The 24,949-nt window shown below is 61.6% G+C and carries 18 protein-coding genes; 11 read left to right on the top strand and 7 right to left on the bottom strand.

The genetic code is table 11. The features are described 5' to 3' along the window. Nucleotides 1-365 precede the first annotated feature (365 nt). Complete coding sequence (locus B5G09_RS00520; protein WP_087403861.1) at nucleotides 366-1,673, bottom strand: glycoside hydrolase family 2 TIM barrel-domain containing protein; 1,308 nt, start codon at nucleotides 1,671-1,673, stop codon at nucleotides 366-368. A 52-nt stretch (nucleotides 1,674-1,725) separates the two neighbouring features. Between B5G09_RS00520 and B5G09_RS00515 the strand changes: the two genes are divergently transcribed. Then, entirely contained in the window at nucleotides 1,726-2,175 is a 450-nt protein-coding gene (locus tag B5G09_RS00515) for a type I restriction enzyme HsdR N-terminal domain-containing protein (RefSeq protein WP_087403594.1), read from the top strand. A 159-nt stretch (nucleotides 2,176-2,334) separates the two neighbouring features. Here the strand turns inward: B5G09_RS00515 and B5G09_RS00510 are convergent, their stop codons facing one another. The 4 genes from B5G09_RS00510 to plsY all read right to left on the bottom strand — a co-directional run bounded on the left by B5G09_RS00510 (nucleotide 2,335) and on the right by plsY (nucleotide 6,770). Next, nucleotides 2,335-3,075, bottom strand: coding sequence for a LytTR family DNA-binding domain-containing protein (locus B5G09_RS00510; protein WP_087403593.1), 741 nt, complete (start codon nucleotides 3,073-3,075; stop codon nucleotides 2,335-2,337). Next, on the bottom strand, nucleotides 3,068-4,138 hold the full coding sequence (locus tag B5G09_RS00505) for a histidine kinase (RefSeq protein WP_087403592.1): 1,071 nt from the start codon (nucleotides 4,136-4,138) through the stop codon (nucleotides 3,068-3,070). The genes B5G09_RS00510 and B5G09_RS00505 overlap by 8 nt, the downstream gene beginning before the upstream one ends. Before the next feature lie 67 nt (nucleotides 4,139-4,205). Beyond that, the gene (locus tag B5G09_RS00500) at nucleotides 4,206-5,906 is read right to left on the bottom strand and encodes an AMP-binding protein (protein ID WP_087403591.1); all 1,701 of its coding nucleotides are present in this window, start codon (nucleotides 5,904-5,906) and stop codon (nucleotides 4,206-4,208) included. 132 nt (nucleotides 5,907-6,038) lie between these two features. Beyond that, nucleotides 6,039-6,770, bottom strand: a complete 732-nt coding sequence (plsY, locus tag B5G09_RS00495) for a glycerol-3-phosphate 1-O-acyltransferase PlsY (RefSeq protein WP_241147515.1) — start codon at nucleotides 6,768-6,770, stop codon at nucleotides 6,039-6,041. A gap of 133 nt (nucleotides 6,771-6,903) precedes the next feature. Between plsY and B5G09_RS00490 the strand changes: the two genes are divergently transcribed. From B5G09_RS00490 to B5G09_RS00470, 5 genes are all read left to right on the top strand, one after another. After that, entirely contained in the window at nucleotides 6,904-7,893 is a 990-nt protein-coding gene (locus tag B5G09_RS00490; protein WP_087403590.1) for a YitT family protein, read from the top strand. Between the two features lie 273 nt (nucleotides 7,894-8,166). Then, nucleotides 8,167-9,516: a tRNA (N6-isopentenyl adenosine(37)-C2)-methylthiotransferase MiaB gene (miaB, locus tag B5G09_RS00485; protein WP_087309079.1), complete on the top strand. Its 1,350-nt coding sequence runs from the start codon at nucleotides 8,167-8,169 to the stop codon at nucleotides 9,514-9,516. Nucleotides 9,517-9,641: 125 nt separating this feature from the next. Then, on the top strand, nucleotides 9,642-11,129 hold the full coding sequence (locus B5G09_RS00480) for a DEAD/DEAH box helicase (RefSeq protein WP_087403589.1): 1,488 nt from the start codon (nucleotides 9,642-9,644) through the stop codon (nucleotides 11,127-11,129). A 42-nt stretch (nucleotides 11,130-11,171) separates the two neighbouring features. Further along, nucleotides 11,172-12,326: an acyltransferase gene (locus B5G09_RS00475; RefSeq protein WP_087308956.1), complete on the top strand. Its 1,155-nt coding sequence runs from the start codon at nucleotides 11,172-11,174 to the stop codon at nucleotides 12,324-12,326. 19 nt (nucleotides 12,327-12,345) lie between these two features. Further along, a complete protein-coding gene (locus tag B5G09_RS00470) occupies nucleotides 12,346-14,910 on the top strand; it encodes a beta-N-acetylglucosaminidase domain-containing protein (RefSeq protein ID WP_087403588.1) in 2,565 nt (854 codons plus the stop codon). 767 nt (nucleotides 14,911-15,677) lie between these two features. On the opposite strand, the gene der is transcribed toward B5G09_RS00470, so the two are convergent. Together der and B5G09_RS00460 are read right to left on the bottom strand one after the other, a co-directional pair. Then, the gene (der, locus tag B5G09_RS00465) at nucleotides 15,678-16,982 is read right to left on the bottom strand and encodes a ribosome biogenesis GTPase Der (protein WP_087403587.1); all 1,305 of its coding nucleotides are present in this window, start codon (nucleotides 16,980-16,982) and stop codon (nucleotides 15,678-15,680) included. A 64-nt stretch (nucleotides 16,983-17,046) separates the two neighbouring features. Continuing rightward, nucleotides 17,047-19,161, bottom strand: a complete 2,115-nt coding sequence (locus B5G09_RS00460) for a cation:proton antiporter (RefSeq protein WP_087403586.1) — start codon at nucleotides 19,159-19,161, stop codon at nucleotides 17,047-17,049. 322 nt (nucleotides 19,162-19,483) lie between these two features. Here B5G09_RS00460 and B5G09_RS00455 point away from each other — a divergent pair, with 322 nt between their 5' ends. From B5G09_RS00455 to B5G09_RS00435, 5 genes are read left to right on the top strand one after another with little or no spacing between them, the layout of a single operon-like run. Then, a complete protein-coding gene (locus B5G09_RS00455) occupies nucleotides 19,484-20,647 on the top strand; it encodes an MFS transporter (protein WP_087403585.1) in 1,164 nt (387 codons plus the stop codon). A gap of 2 nt (nucleotides 20,648-20,649) precedes the next feature. After that, nucleotides 20,650-21,252, top strand: coding sequence for an outer membrane beta-barrel protein (locus tag B5G09_RS00450; RefSeq protein ID WP_087403584.1), 603 nt, complete (start codon nucleotides 20,650-20,652; stop codon nucleotides 21,250-21,252). 6 nt (nucleotides 21,253-21,258) lie between these two features. Further along, nucleotides 21,259-22,260: a PhoH family protein gene (locus tag B5G09_RS00445; RefSeq protein WP_087308962.1), complete on the top strand. Its 1,002-nt coding sequence runs from the start codon at nucleotides 21,259-21,261 to the stop codon at nucleotides 22,258-22,260. A 12-nt stretch (nucleotides 22,261-22,272) separates the two neighbouring features. Beyond that, nucleotides 22,273-23,730 (top strand): aminoacyl-histidine dipeptidase, encoded by a 1,458-nt coding sequence (locus B5G09_RS00440; RefSeq protein ID WP_087403583.1) that lies wholly within the window; start codon nucleotides 22,273-22,275, stop codon nucleotides 23,728-23,730. Nucleotides 23,731-23,737: 7 nt separating this feature from the next. Beyond that, nucleotides 23,738-24,703 carry a diacylglycerol kinase family protein gene (locus tag B5G09_RS00435; RefSeq protein ID WP_087308964.1) on the top strand — a complete coding sequence of 322 codons (966 nt, stop codon included), beginning with the start codon at nucleotides 23,738-23,740 and terminating at the stop codon, nucleotides 24,701-24,703. The last annotated feature ends 246 nt before the right edge of the window (nucleotides 24,704-24,949 follow it).

Here is a 24,949-nt window from a genome sequence, read left to right as displayed (position 1 = left end):
CGCCTTCTGTCCGGCTCCTCAGCCAAGCTTTGCCCGGTTTCCCTGAGAAGCTTTGCCCGGTTTCCCTGAGAAGCTTTGCCCGGTTCTTCTGAGAAGCTTCGCCCGGTTCTTCTGAAAAGCTCACTCCGGCTCCTCTGAAACGTTCGGCCCGCCTCCTCCGGCAGGCTCGGCGTTGGCGGCCGGATGTTTCCGAGAGGTATTGCCCGGTCTTGCCGAAACGTTCAGTGCGACGATTCCGAGTATTCCGAGGCATCCAACCGGCTTTGCCGATGGGCCCGGCCGTCCGCTACCCTCGCCTCCGCTCGATTGCATTTCTGGACTGCGGCAACTCCCCGGCGACCGTCGGGACGGGCCGCCACCTGATTTTACTCCAGAAGAAGCCGGTCGCTGTTCCATTCGCCGCCGGCCTCGGGATAGATGAAGGGTCGCGGTTCGTCGATGCGCTTCATCTTCAGATAGGTCTCATAGAGGTTGATGCCGTTGGCCGAACGGGTGGCCAGCGAGAAGGCAATGACCGACGGATGACGCTTGGTGGTGTGATAGCTGTTCCAAGCGCGTTCGAGGTAGGCCTCTTTCCAGGCCGGATCGTTCGACGGATTGCCGCCCACGCGTCGCGAATCGCCGCTGCGCTGTGTGTCGATCGGCGCCTGGGCGATGACGCAGATCCCCTGGCCGTCGCAGGCGTTCAGAAAGTCCTCGGAGACGGGGCCGGGCAGCAGTTTGAAGGTGTTGTATCCCTGTTCGCGCAGCTCGGCGATCTCGTTTTCGGAGATCGTGGCCGGCACCTCGCGCACGCGCAGCGTCATTGGCGTACCGTTCAGCTGCAGCTGCCCCTCGCGGACCTCAACCTGCCGGAATCCGAGCCGCAGCTCCTCATACTCGACATAACGTCCCTCATACTGCGTCTTGAGGCGCAGGATGTATTGGGTCGGGAGTTCGGGCGACCAGAGCATGTTGGCCGGGATGCGGGCCAGAAAGCGGATCGTATCCTCGCCGCGCATCCTTAGGGTCAGGTCCTTGAATCCGGCGGCGGCATCTTCACCCGAGGGGGCGATCAACTGGTAGTGGATGCGCGACGTGCGGGGGTTGAGCGCCTCGCTCTTGACGACGACGGCCACCTCGGCCGTGGCATATCCGTTTTCGCCGACACGCGTGCGGGTTTCGATGTCGCGGATGCGCATCGTGGGCTGGCTTTGCAGCCAGATGCCGCCGAGCGTGGGTTCGGGATTCTCCCTCCAACTTTCGAGCGGCGCGGTGGGCGAGGGGGTGATGACCCGGATCTCGACCTGATTGCGCCCCTCGTGGGTCAGTTTGGTGATGTTGAATTCGGCGGGCGAATTCCCGTCGGCCACGTAGGCGGCCTGGCGGTCGTTGATCCAGACCTCGTAGTCGCCCGACGACTGCCCGACGTGGAGCAGCACCTGGCGGTTGGCCCAGGCGAAGGGTACGGTGAAGTTCGTGGTGAAACGGGCGGCCGTTTCATCGAACGTCCACTGGGTCAGCCGGGTGAAATAGCGGCTGTCGCCTCCGTCGGCGGCCTCGGCGGCCTCGGCCGAGGGGTAGGCGATGAGTTCTCCGCGCGGGAGCTCACGGCCGAACGAGGGCTGGTAAGCCTCCTGGGCCTGAAGCCCGCAGAGGGAAAAAAGCGCTATGGTTGCGAGGATCGTCCGCATAAGATTCGTATATTTGTGCTCGGTAAAGATAGACAATTTTTTCGAGACTGCGATGAACGACCTCCCCAAACTCCATTTTCCGCCCATTCGGCTGCGGGCCCGTCAGCGGGGCGAGGCTGTCGAGGTGTGGGATTCGCTGCGCGGCATCTATCTGGTGCTGACCCCCGAGGAGTGGGTGCGCCAGCATCTGATTGCCTGTCTGATTACGCAGTGCGGGGCGCAGCCCACGCGCATCGTGCAGGAGTATGCCGTGCAGCTCAACGGCCAGCCTCAGCGGGCCGATGTGGTGGTGGTCGACGATGCGGCGCGGCCGCTGCTGGTGGCCGAGTGCAAGGCGCCGCACGTGAAGATCGACGGACGGACCTTTGCGCAGGCCGTCCGTTACAATTCGGTGCTCGGGGCCCGGTACGTGGTGCTGACCAACGGTCTGCAGCACTACTGTTGTGAGTTCTGCGACGGGCAGTACCGCCGTCTCGACCGTTTTCCCGACCTGCGGCGGTGACCCTCCCCGGGGCGCTTCTTTCATCCGCGCCCAGCCGCCTTTCCTGCGTCCCGCCGCCTTTCCTGCGTCCCGCCGCCCTGCACCCAGCCGCCGCCCTGCGCCCTGCCGCCTTTCCTGCGGCTCACGCGACCGAACGTTTCGAGGGTCCCTCCTCTCTTGTCAGAGATTCCGGAAATTCTGCCGGATGTAGTTCAGGAAAGCCTCCTTGTAGTTTTCGCCGATCGGTACGTACTCCGCGTCGTTGAGGTAGATGCGCCCCTTGATGTAGGAGTGGATGGCCCGCAGATTGACGATGTAGGAGCGGTGCACGCGCATGAACGAGTCGGAAGGCAGGGCCGTCTCCATGTTCTTGAGGCGGAAAAGCGTGGTGATGGCCGTTCCGTTGGCCAGATGCAGCCGGACGTATTCGCCCTCGCTTTCGATGTAGAGGATATCGGCGATGCGGACGAGCGAGACCTTGTAGTCGGCCTTCACCGTGAGGTATTCCCGATCCCGGGGCAGGGCCTCCGTTTCGGGCTCCTGGGCGGGGCGTTGGTTGTGGCGCAGTTCGTAGAGCGAATTGGCCTTGGCTGCCGCACGGCTGAAGTCGGCGAAACTGAAGGGCTTGAGCAGATAATCCACCGCGTCGAGTTTGAAACCCTCGACGGCATACTCCGAGTAGGCGGTCGTGAAGATGATCATGGGTCGTTCGACCAGCCCCCTGACGAAATCCACACCGTTCAGATCGGGCATGTTGACATCCACGAAGATCAGGTCGATCTTCTCCTCGGCGAGACGCTGCTGGGCCTCGAGGGCGTTGTTGAAGCGAGCCACGAGTTCGAGATAGGGGACTTTGGCGATATAGGCGGCGATCTGACGCAGCGCCAGCGGTTCGTCGTCGATGGCGATACATTTAAGCATGGAGCGTGGGTATTTCGAGTTTTACGGTGTAGGCGTCGTCGGTTTCGCGGATATCGAGCGCATAACCCTTGTCGCCGTAGATGAGTGCGAGTCGTTTGCGGACGTTTTCCAGTCCGATGCCGACGGAATGGCGCCTTTCGGGTGCGGCGTGGCGGCTGTTGTGGATTGTGGCATAGACCTTTCCGTCGGCATATTCGACGTGGATGCGGATGAACGAGGGGTGGTTGTAGCTGATTCCGTGTTTGAAGGCATTCTCGACAAAGACGATCAGCAGCAGCGGCGGAATCTGCACCTGTTCGGGCAGGTCGCGGGGATACTCCACGCGAATGTCCACATCGTCCGTATAGCGGATGCGCATCAGTTCGATGTAGTTCTTCAGGAACTGGATGTCGCGGTTGAGCGAGATCAGTTCGTGGCCCGATTCGTAGAGGACGTATCGCATCATCTTCGAGAGTTCGATGACGGCGCTTTTGGCCGATTCCGCGTCGATGTCGATCAGGGCGTGGATGTTGTTGAGCGTGTTCATGAAGAAGTGAGGATTGATCTGATACTTCAGATAATCCATTTCGGCCTGGAGATTCTGGCGTTTGAGGGCCTCCATCTGCTGTTCGTCGCGCATGGACTGGTAGATGAGCTTGATGCCGGTGTTTGCACCGGTCATGAAGAATCCGAGGACGATGTTCCAGTAGATCTCCAGGTTGGAGAACGAAGCCTGTCGGTAGGCTTCCGAGACATTGATGCAGGTCTGTTCGATGAGGTTGTCGGCCAGGTGTTTTTCGTAGATCTGCACCAGCCAGAAGACGCCGATGATCAGGACCAGATCACTCAGCAGATACTTTCCGTACTTGTGACGGAGCATGTATCTCGGGGCGAGGAACGTATTGTGGATGACGAAGATGATCAGATAGGGAGCGATCTGCCTCCAGGCGATGAGGACGTTTTCCAGATTGATGTGCATTTCGGACATCATCTGGGAGTTGAGCACCGGCACCAGGATGATGGCCGCCCAGACCATCACGTAGAGCAGATTTTCGCCAATGGCTTGCTTGCGGGTGAATTTCATGACCCAAAGATACGCAAAAAGCCCGGTTTTCAAAAACCGGGCCTTGTGACGGATGCAGACCTCTGCGCTATTTGTTGAGCAGCGACGGCTCGTAGAGATAGCGCTTGATGCTGCGTTTGGGGGTCTTCTCGAACTCGGTGGGGTAGATCACGATGTCGGCCACACGTTCGTAGGCCGCCAGCTGCGAGTTGAGTTCCTGCAGGTTTTTTTGCATGATCTGCGGCAGGTCGGCCTTGTCCACGCCTTCGGCATCGGCCTGTTCGTAGTCGGGGACCACCAGCGCCTTGAGACGTCCGTTTCCGGTGTCGAGCACCAGCGACTCCAGCACCAGATACATGTTGTTCAGCTTGTCCTCGATCTCCTCGGGGTAGATGTTCTGTCCGTTTCCGGAGAGGATCATCGTCTTCGAGCGGCCGCGGATGTAGAGCGTGCCGTCGGGATCCATCGTTCCCATGTCGCCCGTATGGAGCCAGCCGTCGGGGTCGAGCACCTTTTCGGTGGCCTTTTCATTCTTGTAGTAGCCCTTCATGACGTGTTCGCCGCGGACGATGATCTCGCCGGCGACGTGTTCGGGATCCGGCGAGTCGATCTTCACCTCGAGCAGCCCCTTGAGGTAGCGGCCGCACGACGACTGCTTGAATTCGTTGTCGGGGGCGAAACTGATCAGCGGCGCACACTCGGTCATGCCGTAGCCGATCGTGATCGGGAAGTGGATCTTTCGCAGGAAGGATTCGGTCTCCTGGTTCATGGGGGCGCCGCCGACGATGAAGAGCGAGACGTTGCCGCCGAAGGCGTCCATGAGTTTCTTGCGGATGACCGAGTAGATGGCCGTGTTGAGCAGCGGAATCTTCATGGCGATGGACATCGGTCCCTTTTCGAGCAGCGGGAGGACCTGTTTGCGGTAGACCTTTTCGAGGATCATCGGCACGCAGCAGATGATCGTGGGTTTGACGACGGCCATGGCCTCGATGAGGATCTTGGGCGAGGGAATGCGGCCCAGCAGGGTGATGTGACCGCCGACGGCCATCGGGGCCAGGAAGTCGAAGGCGCAGCCGTAGGCGTGGGCCAGCGGCAGGAACGACAGCGTGCGGCCTCCGCGCTGGAAGTAGAGCTGGCCGGTCTGGGTGTTGAGGGCCGACATGGCGAAGACGACGTTTCCGGTGAGGTTGTTCACCGTGAGCATCACCCCTTTGGAGTATCCGGTGGTTCCGGAGGTGTAGTTCAGGAGGATGACGCGGTCGTTGGGGACGTCGGGGTATTTGATGTCGTTGATGCTGAATCCGCGGGGGTATTTCGTGCGGTAGTTCTTGAGGATGTCGCGCTGGAACTTGGTGAGTGACTTTCCGTCGCGTTCGTAGATGACGTGGAAGTCCGTGAGCGAGAAGACAGCCTCGATCTGGCGGATCTGATCCTCTTCGATGACGTCCCAGAAGTTGTCGCCCAGGAACAAGAGGCGGCTTTCCGAGTGGTTGATGATGTGGATGACGTCCGCGGGGGTGAAGTCCTGCAGGATGGGGACGATGACGGCGCCGTAGGTGATCGTGGCCAGATAGGTGATGCACCATCGGGGGTTGTTGCGTCCGATCAGGGCGATTTTGTCGCCCTGTCTGATGCCGGCCTTTTTGAAGAGCAGGTGGAGTTTGGCAATCTCCTTGGCCATTTCGTAATAGGAAAAGGTCTCGTCCTTGAAATAGTCGGTCAGAGCCGACATTTCGCGGTTTTCGCGGAAACTCTTTTCGTATATTTTCAGTAGGTTCTCCTGTAACATAGGCAGGGATTTGTTTTCGGTTTTATTTCTTGTAGGTGGCTTGTCCCCGTCTGACCTCGTTTGGCCGGTATGTTGCCCGCTCCTTTTCGCCGGGCTCTTTCGCTGCTTCTTTTCGCAGCCCCCCCCTCCGGGTTATTCGGATTTGGGGGCGTTGTCTTCCGGCCTGGTTCCGGCGGCCGGCTTGTCGGACGCACCTCCCGCTTCGGACTTGATCTTCACGTTGCGGGGTTTCCAGATGTAGATCTTCGATTCGGTTCCGGCCTTGAGTCGTTCGATATTCTTGCGGTGGGTGTAGATGAGCAGGATGGCGATGACGAACGAGAAGACGACGAAGGGAATCGAGCCGTTGACCTTCGGGGAGATGAGCGTGAAGACGGGGAAGCAGCAGCCGGCGACCATCGAGGCCAGCGACACGTAGTGGAAGATCATCAGCACGATGAGCCAGACGCCGAAGCAGAGCATGGCCACGGGCGGGTAGATTCCCGTCACGGCGCCGACGAGCGTGGCGACGCCCTTACCGCCGCGGAAGCCGGCGAAGATGGGGAAGATGTGGCCCAGGACGGCGGCGAATACGGCTCCGATCTTGAGGTTTATGAGGTCGTTGGCTCCGATCAGGTCGTCATACTGCATGAGTTCGATGATTGTCACGGCGACGAAACCCTTTAGGAAGTCGAGGATGAAAACCGGAGCTGCGGCCCGTTTTCCGAGGACGCGGAGCATGTTTGTGGTACCGGCATTCTTGGATCCGTATTCGCGGATGTCGATGCCGTAATATTTCTTGCCGATCCACACGGCGCTCGGAATCGAGCCCAGCAGATAGGCAATGATAATCATGGTGGTAGCGGTATAAATGGTCAGAATCATGGTCGTTCGGGAGTTTGGTTCCTTATGCAAATATAGCAAAAAAATCCGGTTCGGAAAGGGGAAGAGGAAAAAAGCGGCAGGAAGGGGATAAATCGGAAGATTTTCGTATCTTTGTCCATCCAATAAAAAATGTATGAATACGAAGACCTTACTTGAGCCGATGGGATCGTGGGCCTGGTGGCGCTCGTGGTTTCTGATTTTCCTCGGTTGCTCGATCATGGGCACGGGGTTCGTGCTTTTCATCAACCCCTATAATTTTGTGCCGGGCGGAGTCTACGGTATGGGTATTGTGCTCCACAATATTTTCCCCTCGATTCAGGTCGGAACCTTCGGCTATATGTTTGACATTCCGCTGATGCTGACGGCGATGTTGGTTTTCGGCGGAGGTTTCGGTACGCGGACGGTGCTGGCGGCACTCTACACGCCGGGCTTCATGAACATCCTCACGCGGCTGATCTACCCGACCCCCGAGGCGGTCGAATCGTTGGATCCGGCGCTGATGTTGGGCGGACGGCTCGATCTGTCGGACGATCTGCTGCTGACCTGCATCATGGGGGCCGTGACCATCGGGGTGGGCCAGGGTATTGTCGTGCGGCAGCAGGCTACCACCGGCGGAACCGACATCGTGGGCATGCTGTTGCAGAAGTTTGCCGGGATCAAGTTCTCGACGGGTATTTTCCTGGCCGACGGATTTGTCGTGCTGTCGGGACTGCTCGTGATCGGTTTCGGACTTGGAACGGGCGATGCGGCCTCGAACGGATGGATGCTGACGCTCTATTCGCTGCTGACGATCTACATCTCGTCGCGTGTGGTGGCCTACCTGCTCGACGGAGCCTCCTATGACAAGCTGCTCTTCATCATCAGCGATCATCACGAAGAGATCAAGCGGTTCATCATCAACGATATGGAGCGCGGTGCCACCTACCTCAAGGGCAAGGGCATGTTCACGGACAAGCCGCGTGACGTGATCTTCCTGGTCATCAGCCGCAAGGAGGTGCATCTGGTTCAGAACCGCATCCGGGAGATCGACCCGCGGGCCTTCGTGGTGGTGACCGATGCCTACGAGACCTTCGGCGAGGGCTTCAAGCAGTTCCCCGACAAGAACCAGATCCAGGCCGAATAGCCCGGGGCGTGAGAAGGGGCCGGCGCGAGAAGCGGGGCCGGTGAGAGAAACGGGGCCGGTGAGAGAACGGGGCCGGCGCGAGAAACGGGACCGGCGCGAGAAACGGGGCCGGCGCGAGAAACGGGGCCGGCGCGAGAAACGGGGCCGGCGCGAGAAACGGGGCCGGCGTGAGAAACGGGGCCGGCGTGAGAAACGGGGCCGGCGCGAGCTGGAGCCGATGCAAGGGAGGAGACGACACGCCCCGTTGCCGCGGCTCCCGAAAAAACGAAAACGATGGAATTGAATACGAATACATTGCGACCCCTCCGGGGCGAGGGGCGGAAACTCTTTGTCGAGACCTACGGATGCCAGATGAATGTCGGCGATACGGAAATCGTGGTCTCGCTGATGCAGAACGAAGGATATGTCTATACGGACCGGATCGACGAAGCGGATGTGATCCTGATCAATACATGCTCGATCCGCGATAATGCCGAACAACGCATCTGGGGCCGTCTGGCCGAGATGAAACGCCTGCGGCGCCAGCATCCGGGCCTCATCATAGGAATTATCGGCTGCATGGCCGAACGCCTGCGCGAAAAGCTGCTCGAAGGCCCTTCGGGCGTCGATGTCGTGGCCGGACCGGACGCCTACCGCGATCTGCCGCGTCTGGTTCATACGGCCGAGTCGGGCGGCAAGGGGGTCAACGTGCTCCTCTCCACGGAGGAGACCTACGCCGAAATTGCCCCCGTGCGGTTGGACCGCAACGGCGTGAGCGCCTTCGTGGCGATCATGCGCGGTTGCAACAACTTCTGCTCCTACTGCGTGGTCCCCTATACGCGGGGACGCGAGCGGAGCCGTGACGCTGAGACGATCGTGGCCGAAGCCCGGAGCCTCTTCGAGAACGGCTACCGCGAGGTGACCCTTCTGGGCCAGAACGTCAATTCGTACCGCGCGGGCGATGTCGATTTTCCGGAACTGCTGCGGCGTGTGGCCTTGATCTCGCCGCTGTTGCGCGTGCGCTTTGCCACGTCGCACCCCAAGGACATGAGCGACCACCTGCTCGAAACCATGGCTTCGATGCCCAACATCTGCCGCTCGATCCACCTGCCGGCGCAGTCGGGCGCCACCTCTATGCTCGAACGCATGAACCGCAAGTATACGCGCGAGTGGTACCTCGACCGCATTGCGGCCATCCGGCGCTATATGCCCGACTGCTCGATTACGACGGACCTGATTGCCGGCTTCTCGGGCGAAACCGAGGAGGAGCACCGGCAGACGCTCTCGCTCATGCGCGAAGTGGGTTACGACTTTGCCTACATGTTCAAATATTCGGAGCGTCCGGGGACCTTTGCCCAGAAACACCTGGGCGACGACGTGCCCGAGGAGGTGAAGTCGCGGCGCCTGCAGGAGATCATCGCGCTGCAGAACGAACTGGGGCTTGAGAGCTACCGCCGCGACGTGGGCCGCGAGTTCGAGGTGCTGGTCGAGGGCGAGTCGAAGCGCAACCCGAACCAGTTGTCGGGCCGTACGTCGCAGAACAAGGTAGTGGTCTTCGATCGGGGCGACCACCGTGTGGGCGAATACGTGCGGGTGCGCATCACGGGCTGTACGGCCGCCACGCTCTTCGGCGAGGCGCTGTAGCCGACCGGGCCGCACGGCGGTCGAAGGGCTGCCATGCCATGAAACAGGAAAACAGAGCGCCGCAGAAGAGATGGACCTATACGCCGGCGCGCAGATATAGATGAATTTAAGAGAGATACGAAATTATGCGATTTGACGAATTGGACCTGGAGGATGAGATTCTCGACGGTCTTGACGATATGAATTTTCAGGAGATGACTCCCGTTCAGGAGCAGACCATTCCGGTGATCCTCGAGGGTCACGACCTGATCGGCTGCGCCCAGACCGGCACGGGCAAGACGGCGGCCTATACGCTTCCGCTGCTGAACCGGCTGCTGCTCGAGGGCAACGAGGAGAATGTGGTGAAGTCGCTGATCATCGTGCCGACGCGCGAGTTGGCGTTGCAGATCGACCAGCAGTTCCAGGGTTTTTCGTATTATGCGCCGATCTCGACGACGGTTGTCTACGGCGGTGGTGACGGCAAGGGCTGGGACCTGCAGAAGAACGGCATGCTGAACGGATCGGACGTGGTGATCGCCACGCCGGGGCGCATGATCTCCCACCTGCAGAACAGCCACGTGGACCTTTCGCACGTCGAGTACCTGATCCTCGACGAGGCGGACCGCATGCTGGACATGGGCTTCAGCGACGACATCATGAAGATCATCTCCTACCTGCCCGAGAAGCGGCAGACGATCATGTTCTCGGCGACGCTTCCTCCGAAGATCCGCCAGCTGGCCAAGACGATCCTGCACGATCCCGTGGAGGTGAGCATCGCCATCTCGAAACCCAACGAGGCGATCGACCAGTCGGCCTACATCTGCTACGAGAGCCAGAAACTGGGGCTGATCCGTGAACTTTTTGCACAGCCTTCGGAGTCGAAGACGATCATCTTCTCGTCGTCGAAACTCAAGGTCAAGGAGCTGGCCCACACGCTCAAGCGGATGAAGCTCGACGTGGCGGCGATGCACTCGGATCTGGACCAGTCGCAGCGCGAGGAGGTGATGCTCAACTTCAAGAACAACAAGGTGAAGATTCTGGTGGCCACGGACATCGTGGCGCGCGGTATCGACATCGAGGATATCGGACTGGTGATCAACTACGACGTGCCGCACGATCCGGAGGACTACATCCACCGCATCGGCCGTACGGCGCGTGCCGCGGCGACGGGCAGCGCCATTACGTTCGTCAACGAGGAGGAGCAGGGCAAGTTCCACCAGATCGAGAAGTTCATCGAGCGGGATATCCGCAAGGCGGAGCTTCCGGCCAGCGTGGGCGAGGGACCGAAATACGAGCCCGAGGAGGCCCGCAAGCGGGGCGGCCGCGGAGGCCGCAGCCGCAGCAAGGGCGGCGACGGTCGGGGACACGGCCGCGGACGGCGTGACCGTCTGCGCGACAAACCCCGCGGCACGAATTCGGCGCCGCGCGACGCACAGCCGGCCGCCGAGACTCCCCGCCCGACGGAGGGGGCGGCTTCGAAGAGTCCGGCCCCTGCGGCCGTTGCTGCGCCTGCAGCAACGGGCGACAAGCCGCGCAAGCGGCGTCACCGCGGCGGACGCCGCCACCGCCGGGGCAATGTCTCGGGCGAAGGAACTCCGACACCGGCAAGCGGCAGCACGCCGAGCGGCGAATAAGCCTCCACCGAAATTGATTGATGAACCTTGAACCTCCTACCCATGCAAAACCGGACCTCTGCGACCTTTGCGGATTCTAAACCTCACTACGAACTGCTCGACGGATTGCGCGGCGTGGCGGCGTTGGTCGTCATCTGGTATCACGTCTTCGAGGGTTTTGCGACGAGTCCCGTCGACCAGTGTTTCAACCACGGTTATCTGGCCGTCGACTTTTTCTTCATTCTTTCGGGGTTTGTGGTGGGTTACGCCTACGACGACCGCTGGCGGCGCCGGAGCCTTACGCTCGGCAGTTTCATCAAGCGGCGACTGATCCGCCTGCATCCGATGGTGGTGCTGGGGGCGGTGTTGGGTGCCGTGACCTTCTGCCTGCAGGGGCGCGTCATGTGGGACGGCACGCAGGTGGCCCTCTCGGCGGTGATGCTCGCGCTGTTGCTGCACCTCTTTCTGATCCCGGCGCTTCCGGGCTCGACGCCCGAGGTGCGGGGCAACGCGGAGATGTATCCGCTCAACGGTCCTACGTGGTCACTCTTCTTCGAATACATCGGCAATCTGCTCTATGCGCTCTTTCTGCGCCGACTGCCGACCCGTTGGCTGGCGGGTTTCGTCGCTCTGGCGGGGGCCGGACTGGCCGCTTTTGCCTTGGGCAACGGTTCGGGATTCGGCCATCTGGGCGTGGGGTGGTCGCTGGCGGGCAACAACCTGCCGGGCGGCCTGCTGCGTCTGTTGTTTGCCTTTCCGATGGGGCTGCTGCTGTCGCGGATCTTTCGTCCCGTGGCCGTCCGCGGGGCCTTCTGGCTCTGCAGTCTGATCGTGATTCTGCTGCTTGTCGTTCCGTATGTCGGCGACGGCTCGAATCCGACCTGGAACGGCCTTTACGATGCGCTGTGCGTGGTGGTGGCCTTCCCGCTGCTGGTGTGGCTCGGGGCCTCGGGCCGGGCGACCGATCCGGCGACCTCGCGCATTTGCCGCTTCCTGGGCGACATCTCCTATCCGGTCTATGTGATCCACTATCCCTTCATGTATCTCTTCTATGCGTGGCTTTGGGAAGGGGAGAAGATCCCCTTTGCCGAGGCATGGCCCGTGGCGGCCGGCCTCTATGCGGGCGTGATCCTGCTGGCCTGGGCGGCGCTGAAACTCTACGACGAACCTGTCCGGAGGTGGTTGACACGCCGCTTCGTGACGCATCATACCCTGTAAAACCTTTCCAGCCCGACTTATGAATACCTTAAACAAATGTTTTTCCACAGCCGCCTTTTCGGTCCTGCTGCTGGGCGGAACCCTTTCGGCCCAGGAACCCGACTTTGACCTTTCGGCACAACGATCCGAAATCCAGACTGTTGCGCCCGTTCCGGGTTGCCGGCTGGATCACGGCGGCATCGTCATCAACCCCACGCCGCAACAGATGGGGATTGATTCCACGCAACGGCTCGACATCTCGCGGGGCCTCTGCCTGAAGGATCCCGCAGGTTGCTTTGCGGAGGATGTCGATTTCGTAAAGCTTGCGGACAAGGGACCCCGTCTTGAGATCCTTTTCGGGGCCAAACGGGCCGCACGTCAGGGGGTCAAACCCGTATCGGGGGCCTATCGGCTGACGGTGGATGCCCGCGGCGTTACGATCACGGGCTACGACGAGTGCGGCGCCTTCTACGGTTTGCAGACGCTTCGGCAACTGATTGCCAGCCCCGCCTCGGCGGGCGGGCGCATTCCCCATGTGACGGTGAACGACTATCCCGATCTTCCGAGCCGCGGCGTGGTCGAGGGCTTCTACGGCACGCCCTGGTCGCACGAGGTGCGGATGTCGCTGATCAACTTCTACGGACGCTTCAAGCTGAATACCTATATCTATGGTCCGAAGGACGACCCCTACCACAGCTGCCCCGACTGGCGGAAGCCCTATCCCGAGCAGGAGGCGATGCAGATCCGCGAACTGGTCGATGCCTGCCGCCGCAATCGGGTCGACTTCGTCTGGGCGATCCATCCGGGACAGGATATCCGCTGGAACGAGGAGGATTACCGGAATCTGGTCGGCAAGTTCGAGCGGATGTATGAACTGGGAGTCCGATCGTTTGCCATCTTCTTCGACGACATCTCGGGCGAGGGAACCGATCCGGAGCGGCAGGTTGCGCTGCTCAACCGCCTGACGGAGGAGTTCGTCCGGGCGAAGGGCGATGTGGCTCCGCTGGTGGTCTGCCCGACGGACTATTCGCGGCTGTGGGCCAACCCTACGCCGCAGGGGAGTCTGTCGATCTACGGACGGAAGCTCGATCCGTCGGTCCGGGTCTTCTGGACGGGCGACGTGGTCTGCAGCGATCTGACGCCCGAGACGCTCGAGTGGGTTGACAGCCGTATTTGCCGCCCTGCCTACTTCTGGTGGAACTATCCCGTGACGGATTACGCGCGGCATATCATGCTGCAGGGCCCGGTCTACGGGCTCGACACGACGCTGACGGCACAGCAGGTGTGCGGCATTGCGAGCAACCCGATGGAGCACGGCGAGGCTTCGAAACTGGCGCTGTACGGCGTGGCGGACTATGCGTGGAACGTCGAGGCGTACAATGCCCTGGACAACTGGGAGCGGGGTCTGGGCGAACTGATTCCCGAGGCCCGCGAGGCCTACCGCACCTTTGCTATCCACTCGGCCGATACGGAGAGCGGCTACCGCCGTGATGAATCGTGGGAGACCCGCACGTTCCGGCTCGATGAATGGACGGCCCCGGCTGCCGCGGCCCTTCGTGCGGAGTTCGAGCGGGTGGAGCAGGCTCCGGCAATCCTCGAGGCCCGGTGTACGAATCGGGCCCTGCTCGGGGAGTTGCGTCCGTGGCTTGATGAGTTTGCCCGGCTGGGTGCCCGCGGACTTCGGGCACTGGATCTGATGGAGGCCTTCCGAGCCGGAGCGGATGATGCCGCGTTCTGGCCGCAGTATGAGGCCAACCTGATGAGCGCGGCCGAACGCCGCAGCTACGAGGCACACCGCTCGGGAACGATGAAGCTGCAGCCCTTCTATCAGCAGGCGATGGACGACATGGGATATGGTTGGATGGAACGCATGCTGGGCCGGAGGCCGATGACGTTGCGTGGGATCGGTTCGTTTGCCAGTGCGCATACGCTGCAGACCCGTCCGATGTTCGACAACGACTCGACGACCTACTACACGTCGGGCATCTCCCAGAAACCGGGCGATTGGATAGGCGTTGATCTGGGAGGCGTGCATGGCGTCGGCGAGGTCCTGGTCCTGCAAGGACGCAACTCGACGAAGGATGTCGACTATTTCGACCATGCCGTGCTGGAGTACTCGGTTGACGGGCGGCAGTGGTCTCCGCTGCTCGATGAACTCGACAAACAATATGTGATCCGTTGGACGGGCAGCCCGGTCGAGGCCCGGTATGTACGGCTGCGGGGTCTGGATTCGAAACGGACGAACCATGTGGCCATCCGCTCGTTCGAGGTCAATCCGCTGCATGCGGATCGGCTTCCTGCCCGGCTGTCGGGCTCCGACGCCGGGGATGAGTCCCGGCTTCCGTATGCATTCGACGAACGTTTGGATACGTCGCTGCCCCTCTCCGGGACGCTGGAGTTGTCCGTTCGGCCCGGTACGGAACAATATACGCTGCTGATGGGAGGATTGGATGCCCCCGTGCGGATCGAACAGTTGTCGGCCGACGGCGAAGTGTTGGAACGGGACGAGACCGGGAACTCTTTCTTCCGGTTTGCCGTTGCGAAGGGGACTGCGACTCTCCGCGTGACGGGAGATGTTGAGATTTTCGAGGTGATCGCCCGATAGCGGGCGTTAGTTGATCGAGTGAGGCGGGAACCGGGATGTTGATACCCGGTTCCCGTCTTGCTTTTGCGCTCTTTGAGGGGGCACAGACGGCTGGCAACGGGCGTGAGCAGTGCGGAGACGGTTGCTGTACTTCCGTTTGCCCGGAGTTGCGTTTACTCCCGGAGTCGCGCTGCTAATTTGCAATCACGAAAAGTCCCCTCCGAGGAGGGGATTTAGGGGAGGGTCAGACCAGCAGACGACGCCGTAGGCGGCGAGTAACAGGCGTGAGCAGTGTGGAGAAGGTTGCCGAACTTCCGTTTGCCCGGAGCCGCGTTTACTCCCGGAGTCGCGCTGCTAATTTGCAATCACGAAAAGTCCCCTCCGAGGAGGGGATTTAGGGGAGGGTCAGACCTGTAGACGACGCCGCAGACGGCTGGCAACGGGCGTGAATGGAGCGGATGCGATTGCCGAACTTCCGTTTGCCCGGTGTTGCGTTTACTCCCGGAGTCGCGTTGCTAATTTGCAATTACGAAAAGTCCCCTCCGAGGAGGGGATTTAGGGGAGGGTCAGACCAGCAGACGACGCCGCAGGCGGCGAGTAACAGGCGTGAGCAGTGCGGAGACGTTCGCCGAACTTCCGTTTGCCCGGAGTTGCGTTTACTTTTGCCTGAAATAGATCTGCATCGGGACGCCCGTATAAAAAAAGTCCCCCTTTTCAAAGGGGGATTTAGGGGGATTGTCTCACCTGGATTTTTCGGGCGTGAGAGGGGCGGATTTGCTAACGTCCTGCTACTTCTGACGGAAGTAGATCTGCATCGGGACGCCCGAAAAATCCCAGTGGTCGCGGATGTTGTTCTCCAGGAAACGACGATAGGGCTCCTTGATGTACTGCGGCAGGTTGACGAAAAAGGCGAACTGCGGCGTCGGCGTCGGAAGCTGCGTCACGTACTTGATCTTGATATATTTGCCTTTGGTTGCGGGAGGCGGATAGTTCTCGATGAGCGGCAGCAGGAAGTCGTTCAGCTCGGAGGTGGCGATGCGGCGTTTGCGCGACTGGTAGACGCGGATGGCCGTCTGCAGCACCTCGAGGATCCGCTGCTTGTTGATGACCGAGGTGAAGATGATCGGAATGTCGTTGAACGGCGCGAGCTTCTTCTTGAGGAACTCGGTCCACTCCTTCATCGTGTTGTTGTCCTTTTCGATCAGGTCCCACTTGTTGACCACGATGACGCACCCCTTGCGGTTGCGGACGATCAGGTTGTGGATGTTCAGGTCCTGCGATTCCAATCCCTGCTGGGCATCGAGCATCAGGATGCAGACGTCGGAGCTCTCGATGGCGCGGATCGACCGCATCACGGAGTAGAACTCCAGATCCTCCATCGTCTTGCCCTTCTTGCGCATGCCGGCCGTGTCGACGAGGTAGAAGTCCATGCCGTACTTGTTGTAACGGGTGCGGATCGAGTCGCGTGTGGTGCCGGCGATCGAGGTGACGATGTTGCGCTCCTGGCCGAGCAGGGCATTCGTCAGCGAGGATTTCCCGACGTTGGGGCGCCCGACGATGGTGATGTGGGGCAGATCGTCCTCCTCGTCGGAGGAAGCGTCGGCGGGCAGCGCTGCGAGGATGGCATCCATCAGGTCTCCCGTACCGCTTCCGGACATCGAACTGATGCAGTAGGGGTCGCCCAGACCGAGGGCATAGAATTCGTTCGAGCTGAATATCAGATCGTTGGTGTCGACCTTGTTGCAGACCAGAATCACCTTCTTCGAGGTGCGGCGCAGGATATCGGCCATGAGCATGTCGAGGTCGGTGATGCCGGTGCGGACCTCCACAAGGAAGAGGATCACGTCGGCTTCGTCGATGGCCAGCAGGACCTGTCGGCGGATCTCGTCTTCGAAGATATCCTCCGAGTTGACGGTGTAGCCGCCGGTGTCGATGACCGAGAATTCGCGGCCGTTCCAGTCGGTTTTGCCGTAATGGCGGTCGCGGGTGGTTCCGGCCGTGGAGTCGACGATGGCCTTACGCTCACCGACCAGGCGGTTGAAGAGGGTGCTTTTTCCGACGTTCGGACGTCCGACGATTGCTACGAGGCTCATGTTCTGCGATGTTCTTTATCTTTTTTAGGGTACAAAGATAGCGCAAATCTCGGGAATTGCAAAACTATACCCGGATGTAGCGGCTCTCGGTGTCGCCGGCCTGCACGGGGTAGAGCAGTACGGAGCTGTAGCCGGCGAAGTGGTGCTCCAGATAGGCCGGGATGCGGCCCATCGAGGGGTGGTAGGAGACGCGGTCGCGGCGACTCATGACGAACCACAGACAGTCGTCGTCGCGCATGTCGTGTCCAAGCGAGGGCAGGTCGTCCCACTGCGTGAAGGGGACGTAGTCGATGTTGGCCGGGCGTCTGCGTTCCCGCGGGCGGAGGTAGGCCAGCGTCGATTCGGGGGCCAGCAGCGAAACTTTCGCTCCGGAGTTCTCGGCCAGCAGCCGGATCCGGCGCAGCCATAACTTGAAGCCGGCCTCCTGTTCGGCCTTCTCGGGAACGACGATCAGGTGGCGCTTGATGGTGGCCAGCGGCTGTACGGGATGGTAGATGAAGGTGGTCAGGTTGCTCTGCATCAGTACGTCTGCGGTCATCTTGCCGATGCCGGGGCCCGAAGCTCCGGAGATGCCCGGCAGAACCGGCAGTCCCGGCATTGAGTGAGGCATCTGGTGCATACCCATAATGATGTCGGTGATGTTGCGCTCGCGGCTCACGCTGACGATGGCATTCGATATGTTGACGTCGTAGCGCATCAGCTCCTGGAGATAGATATCGCTGGCGGCGGCCGTCGTGGCAGCGGTTTCGAGGAGCTTCTCGGCCCGTTTTTCGGCCGAGGGGTCCTCGACCTGGTTGTCGATGGCGTGCAGGGCGTAGAGGCGTCCGCCGGGCTCCTTGGCGCGCTTGAGCATGACGCTCAGCGAGACGAGCTCCTCGACCGTCTGCTCGTTGGCTACGGGGATCAGCAGGTGCTCCTCGACCTTGGCGCTCTTTTCGTCCGTATCGGGACGGGTCTGGCGCACGGCGATGTTGTGGGCGCCGCGCTGCGTGGCGAAGGTCGAGACGGTGCACGTGGCCAGGATCATCAGGATCGTGCCGTTGAGGACGCTCTCGTTGAGCAGGCGGATCGGCTCGCCGTCGGGCGTATGGCCGAGGATGACGTTGTAGCCCACCATCACGGCGGCGAGCGTGGCGGCGACGTGGGCCGAACTCAGGCCGAAGATCACCGTACGCTGGTCGCGCGAGAGGCGGAAGCTCTTCTGCGTGAGCCAGGCGGCGATGAACTTGGCGGCGGTGATCAGCACGATCATCACGGCGGCCACCTCGAGGCTCTCCCAGTCGCGGAAGAAGGCGCGGTAGTCGATCAGCATGCCGACGCCGATCAGGAAGAAGGGGATGAAGATGGCGTTGCCGACGAATTCGATGCGGTTCATCAGCGGCGAGGTGCGGGGGATCAGCCGGTTGAGGGCGATTCCCGAGAGGAAGGCGCCGATGATGGGTTCGAGGCCGGCCAGCTGGGCGAGGAACGACCCGAGGAAGACCATCGCCAGGACGAAGATGTACTGCGAGATGTTGTCGCTGACCTGCTTGAAGAACCAGTGGGCGATGATCGGGAATACGAAGACGATGATGGCGATGCAGAGGGCCACCGAGCCGGCCAGCTGCCACCAGAACATCTCGTTGACGTTTCCCGTGGCCATGCCGACGATGACCGTGAGCAGCAGCAGGGCGAGCGTGTCGGTGATGACCGTGCCGCCGACGGCGATGGTGACGGCCTTGTCGCGGGCGATGCCGAGTTTGCTGACGATGGGGTAGGCGATCAGGGTCTGCGAGGCGAAGAGTCCGGCGAGCAGGATCGACGAGTAGATCGAGAATCCGAGGACGTAGTATCCGGCCAGGATACCCAGCAGGAGCGGGACGCAGAAGGTGTAGAGACCGAAGACGAGGCTTCGCCAGCTGTTGTGGCGGAAGTCGGACATGTCCATGTCCAGCCCCGAGAGGAACATGATGTAGAGCAGGCCGGCCGTTCCGGAGAGGATGATGCTGCTGTCGCGCAGCACGAGGTTCAGGCCGTGGGGGCCGATCACCGCGCCGGCGATGATGAGCCCCAGCAGATAGGGGATCTTGAGCTTGTTGAGCAGCAGCGGGGCTGCCAGGATGATGACCAGAATCAGCAGGAACTTGAGGATCGGGTCTTCGAGCGGCAGCGAGAAGTCTATGTGGGCGAACAGATACATGATCGGATGAGTCGACTGCAAGTTTAGAACAAATATAGGAAAAAATGCGCGGAAAAACAAGCTCCCGAGCGGGATTTGTCGCCGGACCGACACCGGGGAGTCGGCTGCCGGTGGCGGATGCGGGGCTTTTCCAGGTGACGGACAGCGACTTTCGTTCGATGGAGAAGCCTTGGCCGCCGGGGAAAAACCGGTGCCGGGACAGCCTTTCGTGCCGAAAAACGCCCGTACGGAGGATCCCCGGGGAGAAATAATCGCACGGCGGAGTGCGTTTTTCCGGAAAAAAACGTAACTTTGAAGAATCGAACAACGTAAACAACAACGCATGACGAACCGTACCCCGATCTCCGCCCGGTTGTTGTGCCCCGTTCTGGCGGGCTTCTTCATCATGGGATTCTGCGACCTGGTGGCCCCCATTACGGGGCGTATCGCCGCGGATTTTCCCCCCGAGGAGCAGACGGCCGTGAGCTTTCTCCCGACGATGGTCTTCCTGTGGTTTCTGGTGCTCTCGACCCCCGTTGCGGCACTGATGAACCGCTGGGGGCGCAAGGCGACGGCGCTGGCGGGTTATGCCCTCACCTTTGCGGGACTGATGATCCCCTGGGCGGCGGGTGCCGCGTGTCTGCTGAGGTGGTATTTCGTCGGATTCGGCCTGCTGGGCATCGGCAATACGTTCGTGCAGGTGGCCGTCAACCCGCTGCTGGCGACGATCGTCCCCGGCGAGCGGATGACCAGCTACCTGACCGTCGGGCAGATCTTCCGCAACACGTCGCTGTTGCTGCTGGCGCCGCTGGTGACCGCGCTTGTGGCGTGGACGGGCTCGTGGCGGCTGCTGCTGCCGATCTACGCCGGACTGACCGTCGTCGGAGGCGTGTGGCTGCAGCTGACGGCGATCCCCGAACCGCCGCGCAGCGAACGGACCGCCGGACTGGCGGAGTGCTTCCGCCTGCTGAAGAACCGCCGTGTCTTGCTCTCGGCGCTGGGCATGGCCTGCTTCATTGCCGGCGACGTGGCCATCGGATACCTCTCCGTGCGGCTGATCGACAACCCCTCGTCGATCCTTACGACGACGGGCTTCTACGCCTGCCGTATTGTCGGAACGCTCGTCGGGGCGTGGGTGCTCGTGCGCTTCTCCGACGTGAAGTACCTGGCCTGGAACATGGCCGTGGGCTTGGTGCTGGCCGTGGCGCTGATCTTCGTGCGCAACGAGGCGGCGATCTATGCGGCCGTCGGGGTGCTGGGCTTCGTGATGGCGTGCGTCTTCGCCACGTTCTACGCCGTGGCGACGAAGGCCGTGCCGGAGCGGGCCAACGAGGTGGCCGGACTGATGATCCTCGCCATTGCGGCCGGAGCCGTCTCGGGGCCGGTGTGCGGGGCGGTGATCCGTGTGACGGGGAACCCTCATGCGGGAATGATCTTTGTGACGGTCTGCCTGGCCTACATGCTTTGGGCGGCAATCCGCCTCGGGCGGGACAAAAACGAAAAATGACTATGAACAAACTGCTGAAAATCCTCTTGACGCTGCTGCTGGCCGGCTCGGCCGGGAGTGCTGCGGCACAACGCCCCCGCACGTTGGTGGAGTGGGGCGTGATCGGGGGTATCAACATCCCCGACTATACGACGAACATGGATGCCACGGACATCCGCAACAAAATGGGCTGGCAGGCCGGTATCGTCACGGCCGTCAAGCTGGGCGCCTTCGCCGTCGAGCCGCAGATCCTCTACGTGCGGCAGGGGCTGCGCATCCGTCCCGAAGGGGGCGGCGAGCTGAACCTGAAGTCGAATTCGATCGACGTGCCGGTGCTGGCGTCGTTCCGCCTGCTCAGTCCGCTGAGCATCTACGCCGGACCGGTCTTCACGGTGATGAACGACTGCAAGCAGAAGTCGGGCGGCGATCTGCTCGATTTCGGGCGGATCCGTCCGTCGGTGTCGTACACCGTCGGTGCCGGGGTGGTGCTGCTGCGCCACCTGCTGGTCGACGTGCGCTACAACGGCCAGTTCCGCAGCAAGCACGACGTGGTGCTTCCGGACGGCCGCCAGCTGGACAAACTCCGTACCTACAACGTGGCGCTCAGCGTCGGTTATATCTTCTGATGGCCTATGACGGAGACAGTCGGTAAGGAGATACTCATCGAAGGGGTCGATCCGCGGGAGCTCTACGGCCCGCAGGACGCCTATCTGGATCAGATCAAGTCGCTGCATCCGGCGCTGAAGATCGTGGCGCGGGGGTCGTCGCTCAAGGTGCTGGGCCCGGAGGCCGAGACGCGCCGCTTTGCCAAACGCATCGACGCGCTGGTGGCCTATTACCTCAAGTACGGTCATATCTCGTCGCAGGTCATCGACCAGTGCTTCTCGGGGGCCTCGCTCCAGGAGGAGGGTCCCGTGGACAAGGATGTGATCGTCTACGGCAACAACGGCAACATCGTCCGGGCGCGGACCGTGAACCAGCAGCGGCTGGTCAAGCTCTATGATAAGGACGATCTGCTGTTTGCCGTGGGGCCTGCGGGTTCGGGCAAGACCTATACGGCCATAGCGCTGGCCGTGCGGGCCCTGAAGGAGCGGCAGGTGCGGCGCATCATCCTGACGCGTCCGGCCGTCGAGGCGGGCGAGAAGCTGGGCTTCCTGCCGGGCGACATGAAGGAGAAGCTGGACCCCTATCTGCAGCCGCTGTACGATGCGCTGAACGACATGATCCCGCCCGCCAAACTGCAGAAGTACCTCGAGGAGGGGACCGTTCAGATCGCGCCGCTGGCCTACATGCGTGGCCGTACGCTGGACAACGCCTTCGTCATTCTGGACGAGGCGCAGAACACCACCCTGTCGCAGATCAAGATGTTTCTGACGCGCATGGGGCGCAACGCGCGCTTCATCGTCACGGGCGACGTGACGCAGGTCGACCTTCCGAAGAAGTCGGACAGCGGACTGGTGCGTGCGATGGAGATCCTGCGCGGTGTCGATGGAATCGGCATCGTGGAGTTTGACAAACGCGACATCGTGCGCCACCCGCTGGTCAAGTACATCGTCGAGGCCTTCGACCGCAAGGCGGCCGCCGAGTCCGACGAACACGAAACGAACAATCATTCAAAAACCAAAAACGAATAAATCCCGAAAACTATGGATCGCAATCTGACGGCACTGAAGCCGACACTGGTCTGGAAACATTTCGCGGAGATCGTCCGCATCCCGCGCCCCTCGTCGCACGAGGAGCAGATCCGCCGCTACGTGCTTGACACGGCGCACAAACTGGGCCTGGAGGCTCACGAGGACGAGGCGCACAACGTCTACGTGCGCAAGGCGGCCACGCCGGGCTGGGAGAACCGCAAGGGGGTCGTTCTGCAGGCCCATCTGGACATGGTTCCGCAGAAGAACAACGACAAGGTCTTCGACTTCACGAAGGACCCGATCGACGCCTATATCGACGGTGAGTGGGTGACGGCCGACGGCACGACGCTCGGGGCCGACGACGGCATCGGCGTGGCCGCGATTCTGGCCGTGCTCGAGGACGACACGCTGCAGCACGGACCGCTCGAGGCGCTTTTTACGGCCACGGAGGAGACCGGCATGGACGGTGCCTTCGGACTGAAGGGCGGACTGCTGCAGGGCGACATCCTGCTCAACCTCGATTCGGAGACCGAGGGTGAACTCTACGTGGGGTGCGCCGGCGGACTGGACGCCAACATGCTCTTCGACTACGCCGAGGTGCCGACCCCGGCGGAGGACTACTCGGCCGTGAAGGTGACGGTCAAGGGGCTCAAGGGCGGCCACTCGGGCATCCAGATCGTCTGCCAGCGGGCGAATGCCAACAAGGTGCTGTTCCGCTTCCTGAACGAGGCTCCGTGCGAGGTGCTGCTGGCGTCGGTCGACGGCGGCGGGCTGCGCAACGCCATTCCGCGTGAGGCCGAGGCGACGGTGCTCGTCCCGACCGAGGAACTGGGGACCTTCACCGAGGCGCTGGCCGCCTACCGGGAGGTCATTGCGGCCGAATATGCCGGCATCGAGGATTCGATCGAGATGTTTGCCGGGGAGTGCGGACGTCCGGCCGGCATGATGCCTGCGAAGACGGCCGATGCGCTGGTACGTGCCGTGGTGGCCTGTCCGGACGGCGTGCAGAAGATGTCGAAGGCGATGGAGGGGCTGGTTCAGACCTCGACGAACCTGGCCCGCGTGGTTTCGGACGGCCGCACGGTGAAGCTGCAGTGCCTGCTGCGCAGTTCGGTGCGCAGCGAGAAGCGCGCCCTGGGCGAGGCCATCGAGGCGCTGTTTGCCCTGGCCGGCGCACAGACCGAGCTGACGGGCGAGTACGACGGCTGGAATCCCGACATGTCGTCGCCGATCCTGAAGGCGATGACCGCCTCTTACGAGCGTCTCTTCGGTCGGAAACCCCACGTGACGGCCATCCACGCCGGACTGGAGTGCGGCATCATCGGCAGCAACTATCCGGGTCTGGACATGATCTCGTTCGGTCCGACGATCTGCTATCCCCACTCGCCGGACGAGAAGGTGGAGATCGCCTCGGTCGTGAAGTTCTACGACTTCCTGACCGACACGCTGCGTCACATCCCCGAAAAGTAGCGTCGAGGTGGCCGTACAGTCCGACAAGTGGTTCGTGATCGTCAATCCCGTGGCCGGCGGCGGCCGCGGGCTCGATCACTTTCCGCAGATCTCGAAACTGTTGCGCGATGCGCATATCGTCTGCGAACCGGTCTTCACGGAGCACAAGTTCCACGCCACGGAGCTGACCGTGACGGCCGTGCGCGAGGGCTACCGGCGAATCATCGCCGTCGGTGGCGACGGTACGCTGCATGAGGTGGTCAACGGCCTCTTCATCCAGCAGACGGTGTGTCCGGACGAGGTGCTGCTGGCCGTCGTTGCCGTCGGTACGGGCAACGACTGGGTGCGTACGTTCGGCATCTCGAACCGCTATCAGGATGCCGTGCGGGCGATCAGCGCCGGGTGTTCGTTCCTGCAGGACGTCGGGGTGGTTTCGTACGAGGAGGCCCACTACCGCCAGAGCCGCTACATGGCCAATGTGGCCGGCGTAGGATTCGACGCCCACGTCGTGCGCAAGCTCTCCCACCTGAAGAAGAAGGGCCACAAGAGCCGCTGGCGCTATACGTGGTGCGTGGTGAAGAACTTCTTCCGCTACAAGTCGACGGGCATCAAGGTGTGGGTCGACGACCGGCTGGTTTACAACAACCTGCTGCTGTCGGCGGCCGTGGGCATCTGCAAGTTCAACGGCGGCGGCATGCAGCCCCTTCCGGCGGCCATTGCCGACGACGGCATTCTGGACCTTTCGCTCATCCGCCCGATCCATTTCTGGCATGTGCTCTTCCGCTTCCACTACCTCTTCAACGGCGGGATCTACCGCATCCGCCACATCCTTCAGGAGCGGGGCAGCCACATCCGCATCGAGTCGTCGCCCGAGGTCTCGGTCGAGATCGACGGCGAACCGCTGGGCCATACGCCGCTCGAGTTCTCGATCCTCCACCGGGCCATCCGCATCGTCGTGTCGCCCGACTTCCCGGGGTTGAAGCATCCGGCGTAGCCTCATCCAAGGCTTCAGTGCGGCTCGCGACCGGCCTTCCGGAGGGTGGGACCATCGGGATGCCTGGCACCTGAGGCGGCATCGACCCTTTTGGCTCCGTCCATGAAATCCGACCTGCGGGTCGGATTTTTTTTTTTTTGCTCAAAATCATAAGTGTGTGCGCACACACTTGCGATTTTCGAAAAAAGTACCTACTTTTGTCGGACCGCGGATCCCAAGATCCGAAGCACACGATCATGCAGCGCG

Origin of the sequence: Alistipes sp. An54, from assembly GCF_002159375.1 — a bacterium.
In the GTDB taxonomy this organism is placed as follows: domain Bacteria; phylum Bacteroidota; class Bacteroidia; order Bacteroidales; family Rikenellaceae; genus Alistipes; species Alistipes megaguti.
This window is presented reverse-complemented; position numbering and strand designations above follow the sequence as displayed.

What these genes read in the sequence shown, in the direction of transcription:
- B5G09_RS00440 (WP_087403583.1), top strand. Translation starts at nt 22,273, where the DNA reads ATGGATCGCAATCTGACGGCACTGAAGCCGACACTGGTCTGGAAACAT.
- B5G09_RS00470 (WP_087403588.1), top strand. Translation starts at nt 12,346, where the DNA reads ATGAATACCTTAAACAAATGTTTTTCCACAGCCGCCTTTTCGGTCCTG.
- B5G09_RS00500 (WP_087403591.1), bottom strand. Translation starts at nt 5,906, where the DNA reads ATGTTACAGGAGAACCTACTGAAAATATACGAAAAGAGTTTCCGCGAA.
- B5G09_RS00510 (WP_087403593.1), bottom strand. Translation starts at nt 3,075, where the DNA reads ATGCTTAAATGTATCGCCATCGACGACGAACCGCTGGCGCTGCGTCAG.
- B5G09_RS00520 (WP_087403861.1), bottom strand. Translation starts at nt 1,673, where the DNA reads ATGCGGACGATCCTCGCAACCATAGCGCTTTTTTCCCTCTGCGGGCTT.
- der (WP_087403587.1), bottom strand. Translation starts at nt 16,982, where the DNA reads ATGAGCCTCGTAGCAATCGTCGGACGTCCGAACGTCGGAAAAAGCACC.
- B5G09_RS00475 (WP_087308956.1), top strand. Translation starts at nt 11,172, where the DNA reads ATGCAAAACCGGACCTCTGCGACCTTTGCGGATTCTAAACCTCACTAC.
- B5G09_RS00480 (WP_087403589.1), top strand. Translation starts at nt 9,642, where the DNA reads ATGCGATTTGACGAATTGGACCTGGAGGATGAGATTCTCGACGGTCTT.
- B5G09_RS00490 (WP_087403590.1), top strand. Translation starts at nt 6,904, where the DNA reads ATGAATACGAAGACCTTACTTGAGCCGATGGGATCGTGGGCCTGGTGG.
- B5G09_RS00450 (WP_087403584.1), top strand. Translation starts at nt 20,650, where the DNA reads ATGAACAAACTGCTGAAAATCCTCTTGACGCTGCTGCTGGCCGGCTCG.
- B5G09_RS00515 (WP_087403594.1), top strand. Translation starts at nt 1,726, where the DNA reads ATGAACGACCTCCCCAAACTCCATTTTCCGCCCATTCGGCTGCGGGCC.
- B5G09_RS00460 (WP_087403586.1), bottom strand. Translation starts at nt 19,161, where the DNA reads ATGTATCTGTTCGCCCACATAGACTTCTCGCTGCCGCTCGAAGACCCG.
- B5G09_RS00445 (WP_087308962.1), top strand. Translation starts at nt 21,259, where the DNA reads ATGACGGAGACAGTCGGTAAGGAGATACTCATCGAAGGGGTCGATCCG.
- plsY (WP_241147515.1), bottom strand. Translation starts at nt 6,770, where the DNA reads ATGATTCTGACCATTTATACCGCTACCACCATGATTATCATTGCCTAT.
- miaB (WP_087309079.1), top strand. Translation starts at nt 8,167, where the DNA reads ATGGAATTGAATACGAATACATTGCGACCCCTCCGGGGCGAGGGGCGG.
- B5G09_RS00455 (WP_087403585.1), top strand. Translation starts at nt 19,484, where the DNA reads ATGACGAACCGTACCCCGATCTCCGCCCGGTTGTTGTGCCCCGTTCTG.
- B5G09_RS00505 (WP_087403592.1), bottom strand. Translation starts at nt 4,138, where the DNA reads ATGAAATTCACCCGCAAGCAAGCCATTGGCGAAAATCTGCTCTACGTG.